Annotated in this window: 9 protein-coding genes, 1 pseudogene and 2 CRISPR repeat arrays; of the genes and pseudogenes, 7 read left to right on the top strand and 3 right to left on the bottom strand. The window is 42.5% G+C overall.

Annotated elements, in window-relative coordinates:
- Positions 1-16 precede the first annotated feature (16 nt).
- Positions 17-574, bottom strand: coding sequence for a Uma2 family endonuclease (locus ACYRY3_RS20190; protein ID WP_460203404.1), 558 nt, complete (start codon positions 572-574; stop codon positions 17-19).
- Between the two features lie 347 nt (positions 575-921).
- A CRISPR array of direct repeats spans positions 922-2672; the repeat unit is 36 nt; unit sequence GTGTTCTGACCTTTGATGCCGATAGGCGTTGAGCAC.
- A 412-nt stretch (positions 2673-3084) separates the two neighbouring features.
- Here ACYRY3_RS20190 and cas6 point away from each other — a divergent pair.
- The 7 genes from cas6 (at position 3085) to cas2 (ending at position 11551) form a co-directional block, all read left to right on the top strand.
- The gene (cas6, locus tag ACYRY3_RS20185) at positions 3085-3741 is read left to right on the top strand and encodes a type I-MYXAN CRISPR-associated protein Cas6/Cmx6 (protein WP_460203403.1); all 657 of its coding nucleotides are present in this window, start codon (positions 3085-3087) and stop codon (positions 3739-3741) included.
- A 2-nt stretch (positions 3742-3743) separates the two neighbouring features.
- Complete coding sequence (gene cas3 / locus ACYRY3_RS20180; protein WP_460203402.1) at positions 3744-6143, top strand: CRISPR-associated helicase Cas3'; 2400 nt, start codon at positions 3744-3746, stop codon at positions 6141-6143.
- Positions 6134-7663, top strand: a complete 1530-nt coding sequence (cas8a1, locus tag ACYRY3_RS20175; protein WP_460203401.1) for a type I-MYXAN CRISPR-associated Cas8a1/Cmx1 — start codon at positions 6134-6136, stop codon at positions 7661-7663. The genes cas3 and cas8a1 overlap by 10 nt, the downstream gene beginning before the upstream one ends.
- A 209-nt stretch (positions 7664-7872) precedes the next feature.
- Complete coding sequence (locus ACYRY3_RS20170) at positions 7873-8811, top strand: DevR family CRISPR-associated autoregulator (RefSeq protein ID WP_460203400.1); 939 nt, start codon at positions 7873-7875, stop codon at positions 8809-8811.
- A complete protein-coding gene (gene cas5 / locus ACYRY3_RS20165) occupies positions 8808-9440 on the top strand; it encodes a type I-MYXAN CRISPR-associated protein Cas5/Cmx5/DevS (protein ID WP_460203399.1) in 633 nt (210 codons plus the stop codon). The genes ACYRY3_RS20170 and cas5 overlap by 4 nt, the downstream gene beginning before the upstream one ends.
- Positions 9441-9583: 143 nt before the next feature.
- A complete protein-coding gene (gene cas1, locus ACYRY3_RS20160) occupies positions 9584-11248 on the top strand; it encodes a type I-MYXAN CRISPR-associated endonuclease Cas1 (RefSeq protein ID WP_460203397.1) in 1665 nt (554 codons plus the stop codon).
- Between the two features lie 9 nt (positions 11249-11257).
- Positions 11258-11551 carry a CRISPR-associated endonuclease Cas2 gene (gene cas2, locus ACYRY3_RS20155; protein ID WP_460203395.1) on the top strand — a complete coding sequence of 98 codons (294 nt, stop codon included), beginning with the start codon at positions 11258-11260 and terminating at the stop codon, positions 11549-11551.
- A gap of 269 nt (positions 11552-11820) precedes the next feature.
- Positions 11821-12428: direct repeats of the CRISPR family, unit length 36 nt; unit sequence GTGACCAAACCTTTGATGCCGTCAGGCGTTGAGCAC.
- Positions 12429-12533: 105 nt separating this feature from the next.
- Here cas2 and ACYRY3_RS20150 read toward each other — a convergent pair.
- A pseudogene (locus tag ACYRY3_RS20150) lies at positions 12534-13124 on the bottom strand (WD40 repeat domain-containing protein); the annotation flags it as partial.
- A 187-nt stretch (positions 13125-13311) separates the two neighbouring features.
- Positions 13312-15084 carry a P-loop domain-containing protein gene (locus ACYRY3_RS20145; RefSeq protein WP_460203394.1) on the bottom strand — a complete coding sequence of 591 codons (1773 nt, stop codon included), beginning with the start codon at positions 15082-15084 and terminating at the stop codon, positions 13312-13314.
- Between the last annotated feature and the right edge of the window lie 300 nt (positions 15085-15384).

Genomic DNA, 15384 nt, shown 5'->3' with positions numbered 1-15384 from the left:
GCAATCTGGAAACAAATCAAAGCAAGATTTCCTCCGCCATCAGTTCCAGTTGGGGAAACAGCCTCGATACAATCCGTTGATTTCCGGTGTACGCTATTTGCTGATAGACTCCTTGCTCCAGCAAACAGACAGTCACCTTTTTTTGTAATGGATCGACAATCCAATATTCCTCAACACCTATAGCTGCATACTCCAACAACTTGTCGTTGTAGTCCCGATTAACAGATTCGGGACTGACCACCTCAACAATCAATGGCGGTGCTGTCAAGAGAATAGCAGAAGTATTTGCAATGCTTTGCGCTTGCTCATCAGTCATGACACACACGTCAGGTCTTCTCACCTGTTTTCCGGTTAGCACCTCAGTACCGTTGGGACGTGGTTGTAAAGGTAGTTGTAACCTTTGTTTCTCCAAAAAGAAGCGAACAAGGAGCAAGGTAATAATCTCCTCATGTTTGCCAGTACCCGGAGGCATTTCTACCAACACCCCATCTTCAAGTTCATAACGTTTATCCGTGCCGTCATCAAAATTCCGGTACTCCTCCAGGGTTGTTATTTTAAAAGGTGTCTTGGTCATGGCAACCTCCAGCTGCTCGCTGCATAATATCTATTATGGATATGCAAGTGCAGGCAAAGCTATAACAAACTGTGTGATGCATGGATCTGTGATTGTAGACTACTGAAATTAGCAATATCAGCCGGAAACTCCCACTGAGCCTGTTGTTCAAGATTTTCCCCACTGCTGGAGATGCTTGCATCTTTTTACAGTGACTCAAAAGCTTTGCAATTCAAGGGTTTGCAAGATTGCTAAATCTGCTCAATTGCGTTTAAAATACAATTATGGCTAAACTTTTTACACAAATTCTTGGGGTGCTTGTAAAATGGTCTACAAGCTTCTTCGTAGCAACGGTTTCAGCGATCGCCGTGTTCTGACCTTTGATGCCGATAGGCGTTGAGCACAGCTTGGAGTTTGTAAGGGCAATCTGTTTCATAAGTCGTGTTCTGACCTTTGATGCCGATAGGCGTTGAGCACCTATCAACCGGAGCTTGTTTGGCAAAACGGCAAAAGGTGTTCTGACCTTTGATGCCGATAGGCGTTGAGCACTGTGAATTGACCGTTTTTATCTCTGTCATTAAGGGGTGTTCTGACCTTTGATGCCGATAGGCGTTGAGCACAAGAGATAGCTTTTATAGAAAGAGAGAGATACGAAGGGTGTTCTGACCTTTGATGCCGATAGGCGTTGAGCACTAGTTAAGCAGGTTTTAAGAATGTGCTATTAGAAATGTGTTCTGACCTTTGATGCCGATAGGCGTTGAGCACAAAGCACTGCCCAAAATTCCAACCAGAGTGTTAGCTGGTGTTCTGACCTTTGATGCCGATAGGCGTTGAGCACAATTAGACCAAGTGATTCCATCATTCGTTAAACGCGTGTTCTGACCTTTGATGCCGATAGGCGTTGAGCACCTTTGCTTGCTTTCCAGAATATTTGCTAGAAGGCAGTGTTCTGACCTTTGATGCCGATAGGCGTTGAGCACATACCAAGTATTTAGTACGGGAGATCCACCAACTAGTGTTCTGACCTTTGATGCCGATAGGCGTTGAGCACAACTAAAAGGACTGTTGGGCAAAGACGCATACTCGGTGTTCTGACCTTTGATGCCGATAGGCGTTGAGCACAAATTAGCTTTTATTTCTTTAGCTAATTTTAGAGCGGTGTTCTGACCTTTGATGCCGATAGGCGTTGAGCACGATTTATCAGGCAGTGGGAGAATTGAATTGCCTTTAGTGTTCTGACCTTTGATGCCGATAGGCGTTGAGCACGATTAGAAATTAAAGATGTTGATGGCAATATTGTTTGTGTTCTGACCTTTGATGCCGATAGGCGTTGAGCACAACGATTTGGAGAAGAATTTACAATCTTTCTCTGGTGTTCTGACCTTTGATGCCGATAGGCGTTGAGCACCCAAGTGTAGGTTTTTAGAATCGCAACGACCCTACGTGTTCTGACCTTTGATGCCGATAGGCGTTGAGCACCAAAGGACGCGTTGAAACTATTGGGCGAGGTGAATGTGTTCTGACCTTTGATGCCGATAGGCGTTGAGCACAAGGTAATTCTGATTTACGAACAAAACTAGGAAGTAGTGTTCTGACCTTTGATGCCGATAGGCGTTGAGCACCGGGCATTGACTGCTTGAGTTAATGCAAATCTCTGTTGTGTTCTGACCTTTGATGCCGATAGGCGTTGAGCACAGATAGATTGGGAAGCGATCGCGAATCGATTGGCGTGTTCTGACCTTTGATGCCGTTAGGCGTTGAGCACGTTTTCATCTGCTCGTCGGTCAGAGCGTCAATTAGAGTGTTCTGACCTTTGATGCCGTTAGGCGTTGAGCACATATGACATATGAGATTGAGGAATGTGTCAAAAGGTGTTCTGACCTTTGATGCCGTTAGGCGTTGAGCACGTGTCGTATTGCTGTGCTTTGACAGCCACTAAATGTGTTCTGACCTTTGATGCCGTTAGGCGTTGAGCACGAAACAGCGACTTATATATCTAGACCAGTACGCACGTGTTCTGACCTTTGATGCCGTTAGGCGTTGAGCACTCAATGATTGAGATTTGCAAACCGCGACCCCAAGAGTGTTCTGACCTTTGATGCCGTTAGGCGTTGAGCACAAAATGCTCAAATTAATGCTAAGCTAAATTCTTGAAATCAAACACATCTCACACAAAGTGCCTAAGATGTCGTAAGGCGTTGAGCACTTTCACTATTTCAAGGTTTGGTACCTTCAAGCGGTGCTGGGCAGCTAGGGTTAACAGTACCTTGTCTGCTCCTAACCTCTGATGCCGCAAGGCGTTTAGCACCTATCGTAATTTTATTGACATATCGCATCGCTTTTGCTAGTGTTTGAATAATTTCAATGTTTCAATATTTAAAAGTAAAGTCTCTGGAGTGACAGATTTAAAACTAAATCCAGTCACTATAGAGCTACAACACAGAATTTGCCCGTACTAGCTACCTCAGATCCCGTAAGGTGTTGAGCGTTTTAGATTGCTAAAACATTTGCTGTGCTTGGAGGGTTTTGAAATGATTGCGTCTGTGGGTTTTTCTGCATCTCTAGATGCAGGTAATGGGCTTGAACCTTTTGTTGAACTTGTTTTTCCAGTGCAAGGAAAGTATCTTCCTGCTGACCATAACTATGGACTGTATGCTGCATGTGTCCATCTCATTCCAGAAATACGTGAACGGGCTGCTCTCAGTATCCTGACAATTCCTGGTATTGGCGATCGCCAAGGCAAAATTCTACTTACTGAGGAATCTTGCGTAAGAATTCGTGTCCCAATCTCTCAAATACCATTGGTCTATCAGCTAGCAGGGAAGTCTATTTGTATTGGAATTCATACGATTCACATAGGCATTCCAGAAATTTTTATTCTTAAACCAGCGTCAAGACTAAGGTCTAGGATTGTCACCATCAAGGGATATAACGAACCAGAGTCCTTTTTAGCTGCTGCCCAACGTCAGCTTGATAGTTTAGAAATTTCAGGTCAAATCTCTATTCCAGTTAATCAAGAAGGCAAACCAAGTCGCAAAACACTCAAAATAAAGCGGTACACCGTTGTTGGTTTTACTACTGAAGTATCAGGCTTAAGTGATGAGCACTCCCTAAAGCTTTTGCAATGCGGTATTGGAGGAAAGAGACACTTGGGCTGTGGGTATTTTTTGCCCCATAAAGGGAGGTAGAGGTGTTTAAAACGTTACTTGCTAAATCTCTATCTAAATATGAGTTTGACCAAGACAGAGCAAGAGGAGCAGCAAAGTACACGGGACACATTAACTGTGTGATGCAAGCTGCTGACATTATAGTAGACCGATTAGGGTTGTCTATCTTGAAGCAGCTAGGTATCGAGTCAATTGACTTAGGCTATTTTGCCGCCACGGTCAGGATTAGTGCTTACTTGCATGATTGGGGTAAGGCGAATCAGCATTTTCAAGAGATGGTGTATTTAAAAACTCTCGATCCTAAATCGCCAGACCAGAAAATTCTAAAGTACAGAAAGCAGATTCTAGATCTATTCAAAACCCATTCAGAAAGACAAATGCTGCGCCATGAAGTCATAAGCGGTATTTTGGCACTGCAAGTTCCTGACTTTCGCAGATGGTTGGAACAGTGTCCAAATACCAACTTAATCATTGCTGTTTGGGCAGCAATGGGACATCACCTTAAGATAGGACTAAACAAAGATGGCAAACCAGCAGAATTTGTTGCTGAAATTTCACCAGGTACTGGAGATGAATTAAAAATATATACCCATCATTCAGACTTTTTAGCAGTACTGAGAATGGGTACTCAATTTCTTGAATTACCGGAAAAATTACCAGAATTACCTCAAGAGATTTGGTCTAAGTGCCAACTGCAACAAGCCTTAAACGCTCTTAGAGAGGAATTTACTCAGTTTGAATCCCAGCTTGACTGGGAACATCAAAAATTTACGGCAGCCGTAAAAGCAACTGTTATAGCAGCCGATTTAGCTGGCTCAGCATTGCCGTTGGCTGAGGAAGATTTTAAAACCTGGATTCAGCAAGTATTCAGCTTACAGTTATCAGCAGAAGAAGTTCAAAAGCTAGTCAATCAACGCTTACGGGGTAAGCCCTTGCGTCGATTTCAAGAGCAAATTGCCACTGCTAGTTCTAGAGTCACTTTAGTGACAGCAGGTTGTGGAACAGGTAAGACTATTGCTGCTTATGCATGGTCAGAAAAATGGGCGGTAAATTATGGAAAGCACAGGCTTTTCTTTTGCTATCCAACAACAGGTACAGCTTCTCAAGGATATATTGACTATGCTGATGGTACGGAAATAGAAGCAGCCTTAATGCATTCCCGTGCAGATTTAGATCGAGAACTTCTGTTCTCTGGTGAGTCAGATGATTCTGAGGGTATAGATGCTCGGTTAACAGCTTTTCAAGCTTGGCGAAAGAAGTTAATTGTTTGTACGGTTGATTCTGTGTTGGGCTTAATTCAGAATAACCGCAAGCCTCTGTACTCTTGGGTAGCTATCGCCCAAGGAGCCTTTGTTTTTGATGAAGTGCATGCCTACGAAGAGCGTTTATTCGGAGCACTTCTGCAATTCCTAAAAGCTTTTCGGGGAGCACCTATACTTCTGATGAGCGCCAGCTTTACCCCCCAACAGCTTGATGCAATTCAAGGGGTACTCTCAGAACTAGGAGAAGAGATAAAAGAGCCAATCGAGGGGCCAAAAGAGTTAGAAGAGCTTAAAAGATATCAAATCCAAGCCATTACCGAACTGACAAATTCCGATGAGCTTTCCGAACTATGGCAAATAGTGATAGAAGCTGTCAGAAATGGGCAGAAAGTTTTGTGGGTAACTAATTCCGTACAGACTTGCATTAATTTGTATCGTACAGCAAAAAACAAGCTTGCAGAACATTTACCGACGTTAAAAATCTCACCACTGATTTATCACAGTCGTTACCGTTACAAAGACAGGCTGAAGAAGCACAAAGCTATCATTGAAGCTTTCCAAAAAGATGCACCTGTAGTGGCGATCGCAACACAAGTTTGTGAGATGTCCTTAGATTTGAGCGCTGATTTGCTAATTTCTGCAATGGCTCCTGCTGCGGCTTTGATTCAACGCTTGGGAAGACTAAACCGTCGCATGACCAAACCAGAAGAGGGAACACGTCTTGCCATTATTTATCCTTGGAAAGATAAAAATCCTTATAATGAGTTAGAACTAGCAACAGGAAGGCAGCTAGTTAAGCAAGTTGCTGGACAAGCAGCTATCTCTCAAAGAGATTTAGCCGAGATTGCTGCCCAATTGAACAGCAAAGAAGTGAAGGTAGTCAAATCAAGATGGCTAGAAGATAACTGGTGTACCTATCCAGACTTTTTACGTGAAGCAGGATACACCATCACCGTATTACTTCAACAAGATTTGGGTGCAATCCGTGAAGCAGCTAATCAGCGAAAAGACAAGTCATTTTTGAGAGAAGCTCAAGGATGGTCAGTCCCCATACGAATTCCTAAGAACTTATATGAGTGGAAGCGTATTGGTTTTTATCCTGTTGCTCCTACCGAGGAAATTTACTACAACGAGGAAACGGGAGCAGAACCATGCAAGTAGAATTTGATTTGGGTTCCCCAAGTTTTACCCTCCTGCATCGTGCTGGTTTAGCTGGGTTGTGGATGACCCTGAAACAACTGGAAAAAGAGCATATTAAAGCTCCTTACAATTTAAATTGGCAGCTTAACAATCGACAAGTTACCCTTTCCTGGGAAGGAGAAGATAAAAAAGTACTAGAATGGTTGCTTGCAGAGTCTTTTGAAATTCATGATGGGCTGATAGCCCTTAGAGGTTTGGACTTCAAAACAATCCGAAAGGATGCTCAAGTCATTGTTCACCAAGGAATTTTGGGTACTTTTTTGCAACATAATAGTACACACAAATCGGCTGGTACTACAACCAAATCCTTACAATTAGATGAGGGAGGAAAAGAAATTCAAGTTACCTACAAAATTCTAACAAGTTATGCTTACCAGGATTTTGCTAACAATCTTTGCGATCGACAGGGAAGGTTGTTGAGCCAACCAATTAACGTTGCTGGGTGGCTTAATCCCGGTGCTGTAGTACGTCATGTTGCCTTTAGTTCAGATACCAGTTTTGAAGAACCTCCAGAAAATGCCTTTGTTCTCCTGTTTGCTCCTGTAGCGTGTTACTACTACCTGCTGAGATCCAAGCTACGAGATAAACGTGCTCAATATGCACTGGTTATTCCTGAGGTAACTGACATAAAAAAGTACGCTCAGTACCGACAAAACCCTCATTTGAGAAATGCGACTTATAAGGATTTCCATGCTTGTGGCTTAGGGGATGCTGGACTACGCTTTTTGACTTATGAGACAACAGTGAATATTGCTAGTACTTTTGGAGTACCATCTTGCCAGGTCATAACTTTAGGAACTGTACCTTGGGCAACACAGCAGAAAACACGTAGCGATATCTACATAGTAGAGGCAAATACTCAAATTTGCCAGAAATATGACGTGTGTCGGAATTGGTTACAGGACAAATCAATTGAAGGTAAGCAAGGTGGATTTGTTGTTAGTAGCTTTGCTAGGGAATTGATTGCTGAAAATTTAGCAAAATCTCAACCTTGGTATTCAGGTATTTCAGAGAAAGTCAATAGTGATGAATTGTTTAGAAAATTAGCTTATGAAAGAAGAGGGCTCTATCAAGTGATTCAAAAAATTGACTCAGATCCACGTGAAAAACTATTTGTGCAAGCTTGCCATGAAGCCATTAAGTTTACCTATGGTCAGATTTCCGAGCAGGCAAAGAAAAGAGGAGAATTACCAAACTTTGACCGAGAAACTGTACGTATTAGAACGGGTTTGGGTCGCTGTAAAAATGCTGTCAATTTTAGAGAATTTATTACTGATTTTTGGTCAAGGGCAGGAAAAATCCCTACTTTGCAAGAGCATTGGGAAGATTTGATAGACTTTGTCATGCGAGACAGTTACTGGAAGAAGTCTAGAGACCTTGCTTTGCTTGCATTAGCTAGTTACAAAGGTAAAGGAGTTCTTGATTCAAATGAGGGCAATGAAAACGAAGAAGATAATGGTGACATAGATATTGGTTTGTAAATTTTGACCTAGAGTATCAGTTCGAGATTCGCGATCGCAACTAAAAACCCAGTTTCTAGAATAGAAAAAACTAAAATTTTGTTGGCTCAACTAGAAAAATCAGGTTTTTGGAATTAGAGAATTGGTGTTTAGGCACTAGATGCCATTAAAAATCATCAATTAACTGGCATGACAAAGGCTAATTATATTTGGTTTAATAAGGAGTAGAAATGTCTTGGCATTTATTTGGAAATGTTTTAACCGGATATGGAACATCTGCTAATAATCGAGGAGAAAATGAGGGGAATATCACTACCCTACAAAAAATCCTCTGGAAGGGAGAAGTCCATACGACTGTTTCAGCTGAAGCAATTCGCTGGGCATTGCGTTATTACTGGCAAACTGCTGGTCAGGAATATCAAGTGAATCGTCAATGGGATGACGATACTAATGATAATGTCTGGAAAAACCCAAATTTTGACGATGAACTTTACATTGATGATGATGTTTTGGGATTTATGAAAGCAGAAGGGGTGAAAGAAGAGGCTGGCGCTGCTTCTGAGTCAACTAAACAAAGTGGAAAAAAGGCAACAAAGTCAAAAGGTAAAACGACTGCAAAGCGGGGAGTATTAGAAGTAACACGTGCCGTTTCTACAACTCCCTATGCTGGTGACCTCACCTTCAATGCTGCTAGTGGCAAAAAGGGACGAACCTCACTTTATGGAACAGAGGTTCATGCAACACGTTATCAGTATGGATTTGCGTTGACTCCAGAACGACTAAAAGATAAATCTCGGACTATTGGAGTCCTCAATGGCTTGATTTGTTTGGGAGAAGTTGCAGGCAATCACTCTCGTTTTCTCTACGATTTTTCACCAGATAGCCTGGTGTTACTCTGGACTCATGATTTTTCCCCAAGATGTCTCTACTGTTTTGAGGAAACTGAAGAAGGAGAAATTACTGCACCTGAGTTAATTCGTCGGGTTGAAGCTCAGGATATCAATCCCAAAGAACTGTGGGTAGCAGGTGCGATCGCTCATACCCCTGATGGCAGCAGGCTAAAAAAACTAGGTGCTCAAGTTATTCCAGGCATTAAGTTAGCCACAACAACCTTGAAGCAAAAGATTACTGAAGATTTGAAGTTACCGCTATTGGAGTTGACAACATGATAGTTGCACTGCAAGTAGAAGTGCCAATTGCTTGTTTTCGGCAATCTCGCGCCCGTGAGTATGCCGAGACTTATCCAGTTCCCCCACCATCGACTGTGTATGGAATGTTACTCTCAACCGTGGGAGAGAAAGATCGTTACAAACACTGTGGCACTCGTCTGGCGATCGCTCTTTTATCTCAACCTCAAAAATCAACTGTCCTTCGGACATTTCGACGTTTTAAGAAAAAAGAACTCAGCGATCCCAGTAATGCTCGACCCGATTATCAAGAATTACTGACAGATATTCAATTTATAGTATGGGTTGATTCTGGCAAAGATTCCCAACCCCTAACCCTACCCCAACGGATACAAACAGCCTTTGCTCACCCAGAGACTATAGATCGTTTTGGAGGGATATGTCTTGGAGAAAGTCGGGATTTAGTAAATACGATCGCTCTACTATCTACAATCAACCAAAGTGAATCACTACAGTGGTTAGTTAAAAATGAAGATGGTTTATTAACCTTACCTTACTGGGTCGATCACGTTGGTTCTCGCGGAACTCGTTGGTTGCGATATTCATTGCAACAGATTCCTCAACAGGTGCAACCGCCCGAGTTAGCTTGGACTGAAATTCAAGCAGCTTAACTCTAAGCACGGTATTCTCAGATGCCAAAGACAGTTGAGCCAAAATCCCACGCAATCAGGGGGCTGAATCGCTAGGCAGTTAATTAACCTTGGATGTCGTAAGGCGCTGAAATCTTAACAAAAGAACCTTACAGATATCACTCATGCAAACCTTAGATTACTTAGAACTTACCAAACCCAATACTATCCGCGTCTCTGCCCTTCATGCCCTCGCCTATTGTCCGCGCCTTTTCTACTTAGAAGAGGTTGAAGAACTTTATACCCAAGATGCTGCGGTTTATGCAGGTCGCCGACTCCATACAGAGATTGAAAAACAGGAAGAGGAAGAATGGGAAGAATTATTTCTTGAAAGCGAGGAGTTGGGGTTACGCGGTCGAGTGGATGCTTTGCGAACTCGTAATGGTGAAACAATTCCCTACGAACACAAGCGGGGGCGATGTCACCGAGATGAGAACAATCAACCGCAAGCTTGGGAAAGCGATCGCTTGCAAATTCTTGCTTACGCATATTTATTAGAATCTGCTTTAGGAGTTAAAGTTAATGAAGACCGCATCCGCTACCATGCAGATAATGTGCTGGTTCACGTTCCACTAAACGATTCCGGACGAGCCGCAGTTCGAGACGCGATTCAACAAGCAAGAATACTCAGACAGTCTAGCTACCGACCACCAGTGACTGACAACGAGAGATTGTGCGCCCGTTGTTCCCTAGCTCCAGTTTGTTTGCCAGAAGAGGCTCGACTGGCACATAACCGGGAATGGCAACCAATTCGGTTGTTTCCTGAAGATGATGAACGGCATATCCTTCACATTTTAGAACCAGGAACAACTGTTGGTAGAACCGGAGAACAAATCAAAATCACCCGACGGAATCAACCTGTGGAAACCGTTCCCGCTCGTCAAGTAGGACAACTGGTACTGCACAGCTTTTCGCAAATTTCCACCCAAGCACTGTATTTTTGTGCCGAGCAGGGAATTGGAATCCATTTCATTTCTGGGGGCGGACGCTATATCGGTAGCTTCGATACCCGTCAGGGTAGCATTCAACGACGTATTCGTCAGTATGCCGCTCTGAGTTCTCCTGATACTTGCTTGGAATTAGCACGAAAACTAGTTATTTGTCGCGGTCAGGGACAGCGGAAGTTTTTAATGCGAGGCACACGAGGTAAAGGCGAAATAGCAGAAACCTTGAAGAAAGCGATCGCTCAAATGCAAGTTCTTCTCAAACAAGTTCCTAAAACCAAGTCAATAGCATCACTATTAGGAATCGAAGGCAATCTAGCTGCGCTATATTTTGGTGCATTGCCTTGTTTGATTTCAGAAGGGATTGCAAAAGAATTGCACTTTCAAGGTCGAAATCGCCGCCCACCTTTAGATAGGTTTAATACCTTAATAAGCTTTGGTTATTCTCTTTTGCTCAAGGATATAATGAACGCAATTTTAACAGTTGGCTTAGAACCGGCTTTTGGCTTCTACCATCAGCCTAGATCTCAAGCTGCACCCCTATCACTCGATTTAATGGAAATTTTTCGAGTTCCTTTGGTGGATATGACTGTAATGGCTTCAGTAAATCGAAATCAATGGGATGTCAAAGCAGATTTTGAAATCCGAGGAAAGCAGGTGTGGTTAAGCGAAGTTGGTAAGCGTAAATTCGTTGAGCTTTATGAACGTCGCAAACAAGAAACTTGGAAGCACCCAGTCACAGGGTATTCCTTAACTTATCGCCGTTTGTTTGAACTAGAGGTTCGGTTATTGGAAAAAGAATGGTCTGGGGAGGGTGGTTTATTTGGTCATCTTGTCTTGCGATGAGGTAGAAAAATGGCTGAACTCAAACATTGCTACTTAATCTGTTATGATATTCGCAATCAAAAGCGTTGGCGCAAGGCTTACAAATTACTTCAGGGATACGGTGAAAGGGTGCAATACTCCATTTTTCGCTGTTGGCTCAGTCAGCGATCGCGAGAAAAACTGCGTTGGGAACTTGAAAAAATATTATCCTCAGAAGATTCTTTGCTGTTGATTCGGCTGTCTCACCAGTGCGTTGCTGCTATCCCAATGTACAACCGCCCTGGCGCTTGGTCTGGTTTAGAGGAGCCATACCGAGTTATATAATGCATGGATCTGTGATTGTGAAGTGCTAAAATGATGCAGGAAAGGCGGAAACTTTTGCTAGCCAAACGGTACAGGATTTTTAAACCCTCAGGAGATGCTTGCATTTTCTCACAATGGCTTAAAAGCTAGCCAAACCAAGGGTTTTCAAGACTGGCTGTTTTTCCTAATCGTATTTAAAGTACAATTGTGGCTGAACTTTTTGCACAAACGGAGAGGAGCTTGCATAATCGTCTACAAGTTCTTTAGCAGGAAGGGTTTCAGCACTTGCTGTGACCAAACCTTTGATGCCGTCAGGCGTTGAGCACGTTAAGCTGTTCCCTATAAGGAATGCCTTCTCTATCGTGACCAAACCTTTGATGCCGTCAGGCGTTGAGCACAGTTTTCTTTACTGCTTGCCAGGTACTAGCTTCAAGTGACCAAACCTTTGATGCCGTCAGGCGTTGAGCACGAGTTATTCAGAAAAGCCAACCCCAACATTGACTACGGTGACCAAACCTTTGATGCCGTCAGGCGTTGAGCACACTTAAAATCGTATGTCCCGTAATTGTCCCAAGAAAGTGACCAAACCTTTGATGCCGTCAGGCGTTGAGCACGTTGTTACTGCTGGGACAAATTCAATTCAGTTACAGTGACCAAACCTTTGATGCCGTCAGGCGTTGAGCACTGTTGTCTTACATGGCGATCGCATCACAAGTGGAATGTGACCAAACCTTTGATGCCGTCAGGCGTTGAGCACGAAATCTAAAATTTCTACTGCGACCTGGCAACAGGGTGACCAAACCTTTGATGCCGTCAGGCGTTGAGCACATGAGCAATGAGGACAATGCGATCGCTACAAGATGTGACCAAACCTTTGATGCCGTCAGGCGTTGAGCACCCCTAGCTTGAGCTTGAGGATTGGCGTAAGCCTAAAGGCTCTGACCCAGTCTCTATGACCTGTGAGGGTACGCACCTTCTTTCCTGTTTGCCAATTCCAGACTTTGAGAGTTTTGTCATCTGAAGCAGAAATCACGTGCTCGGAATCGATGACGGCGACTGCTCTGACCCAGTCTCTATGACCTGTGAGGGTACGCACCTTCTTTCCTGTTTGCCAATTCCAGACTTTGAGAGTATCGTCACCAGAAGCAGAAATCACGTGCTCCGAATCGATAACGGCGACTGCATTCACACTGGAACTATGACCTGTGAGGGTACGCACCTCCTCCCCAGTTTGCCAATTCCAGACTTTGAGAGTTTTGTCACGAGAAGCAGAAATCACGTGCTCCGAATCGATAACGGCGACTGCATTCACACCGAAACTATGACCGCAGAGAGTGCGTATCAACCCTCCACCAGGAGGAGTCAAGCTTGGTGTCAGGGGACGCAACCAAGTAGTTTTGTTTTGTTTTGCTTGTTCCAACAGAGTCAGAATTTCTGATGCTTTAAAAGGTAGTAAACGCCCCGTTAATTGCTCTGCTAATTGCGTTTTATCTTCATTTAAAATATGTGCCGACAGCCGCAACGCCCCTTGAACCAATTTCAGCGCTTTGACGGTTTCGAGGTTGTCCTCTGAAACGACCTTTGCATCATTCATCAAATCATAATCACCAATCAGCGCCTGCACTCCAAATTCATCATGATTAATCTTGGCGGTAATAAAGTCGAAATTAGTCAGTATTTTATATAGCTTGGTTAACTCACCTGTTTTAGCTTTTGTACTGGGGTCGTCAAGGAAGAGCCGTTGTTCGCTAGGCGACATCTTGGCAAATTTTTGAGCAAAATTACTCATTTTCTTCCTCTTCTCCTTCTTTTTCTAATTCCTCCCACAAACGGTCATTTTGTTGAGAAATTAAGCTCTGGATGTCCTGCAATTGCACGCGATTTTTCTTAAGCGTTGGTTTAGCTCTGAGGAAATCAGTAAAACTTTTGTGATACATCGAATAACACTCTTCCTCTTTAATCCTCTGTCGCCGCAAAAACTGAGTCCATTCCTGGAGAACTTCCAAAACCTCGTCTTCATTTCGATTCGTTATACTGGCGATCGCCTCACAAGAAATTGGCTTACCTGCTTCTACCAGTACATATAAGATGATGGCATTTTGACTCATTGCTGGAGTCGTCATACGCAAACGTTCCCAGTGGGTTTCATAATACTGTTGCAGACCATCGGGCAATTCCCTTAAATTTAAGTCATCATAATTCCCATTGGCAATGTCTGGTAAAACAAAGCGCAGGTACATGAAATTGTTTTCACTCTTCTCTGCAACCTGCTCAACAAAAGCATCAGTAGTGATATTTTCTTTGCGGTTTTGAATCCACCGATTCAAATCATCTTTATATTCACAGGCGTCATTCTCTAGAGAGAAGCGAATGTAATCTTTAATATCCTGCTGGCTCAAATCTGTATACTCACTTGTTAAATCTAATTCTTTAACAGGAGTACCCTGTACAAACAAACGCTTTTGATTGGGAATATAGGGTCGTCTCGTCAGCAGAAAATATACTTTATCTGGCAGTGTTGTGGGTAAGTATAGCAAATTTCCTCCAGTTGTTTGCTCTACTTCATCCAGTGCATCCACCACAATAACCAAACGCTCACCATCTGCAAGTTTTTTACTAACCTGTGTCAGTAATTTTCCTAAATCGGCATCTTCGTTTTGTAAATTGTAACGATTTATTAATTGATGACGAATACTTTCTAGAAACTGTTCGGGGCGAGTACGACCCTCTAGAAAATTATTAAAATAGAAGATAGCGTTGTGGTCATTCACATACTTAGCTGCAATGGCACTTTTTCCCATTCCCGCATCTCCTACCACAGTAAAATAACCTTTACTATGTTTGTTAAGAAATTCGTCAAAAGCTTGAAATACAAATTTGCGACCACAAAATAAGCTAATTTTTTCTTGGATAAGGGCTTCAAATTCTTCTGAGTAGGGAGATAAATCAGCAGATTTTACATCCTGCGGCTTAGAGAGTGACTTCTCAAGCTCAGCAATTTTTTCCAGCAACTTATCAAGCTTAATACTATCTAGCTTTTGGTTTTCTCGTATTTCTTCAACATCCGTATGAATTAACCTGTCAGATGGGGTCTGACTCAGTTTTACCATTTTGATAAAAGTCTCTTTAAATTCAGATAATACCTGAGGTACATCAATATTGAATTTACGAATTGATTCGCCTAACGTGTTCCAATCCTTATCTTCCCAATTAATAATCTCTTTTATTTTAAAAATAACAAGATCGTAATTGTTTTGATAAAATGCTTCATCAAAAGCTGTTTTAATTTTTTCTTGTCCGAAAATTTCTAAAATGAGTTCATCTTTATTTTGAAAAAAATCCTTAGGTTCTTGATTTTTATTTTTCTCATCGAGGTAAACTACTAAAGTACAAGCATAAATAACGTCAAATTTTTCATCTGGATGCTTGGTTAGGTCAATTTTCCAGTCCTGTAATAATTTAATTAAAACCTCGTTTCCCTTAGCTTTATTCATTATCCAAGGAGTCGAAGCAGTGAAAACTCCTTTGATTGCGTTAATAATACTTGTTGTCATACAGTAGCAAATAATGATAATCTTTTAAAAGAAGACAATAAGAATCAGTATAGCAAGTATATTGGTGGCGATCGCAAATATCATAGTTGTGTAACTAGCAGCGATATATAACACTAACTCCGGTTTATAAACCCCTTTTTTGTCGAACCGCGTTCGCAAAGCGTGTCTGTAAGGACATAGACGCGAAGGGCGCGTATAGCCCTATCGGGCATAGCCTACGGCAAGAGCCCAAAGGGCATAGCCTATCGGCAACGCGAAGCGTCTCAATATTCTAACTTTAGTAGTTGCTCTATGAGCTAT

It is taken from the genome of Scytonema sp. NUACC21 (assembly GCF_054684315.1).
The sequence above is the reverse complement of the archived record's forward strand: the minus strand, read 5'-3'. Positions and strand labels throughout refer to the sequence as shown.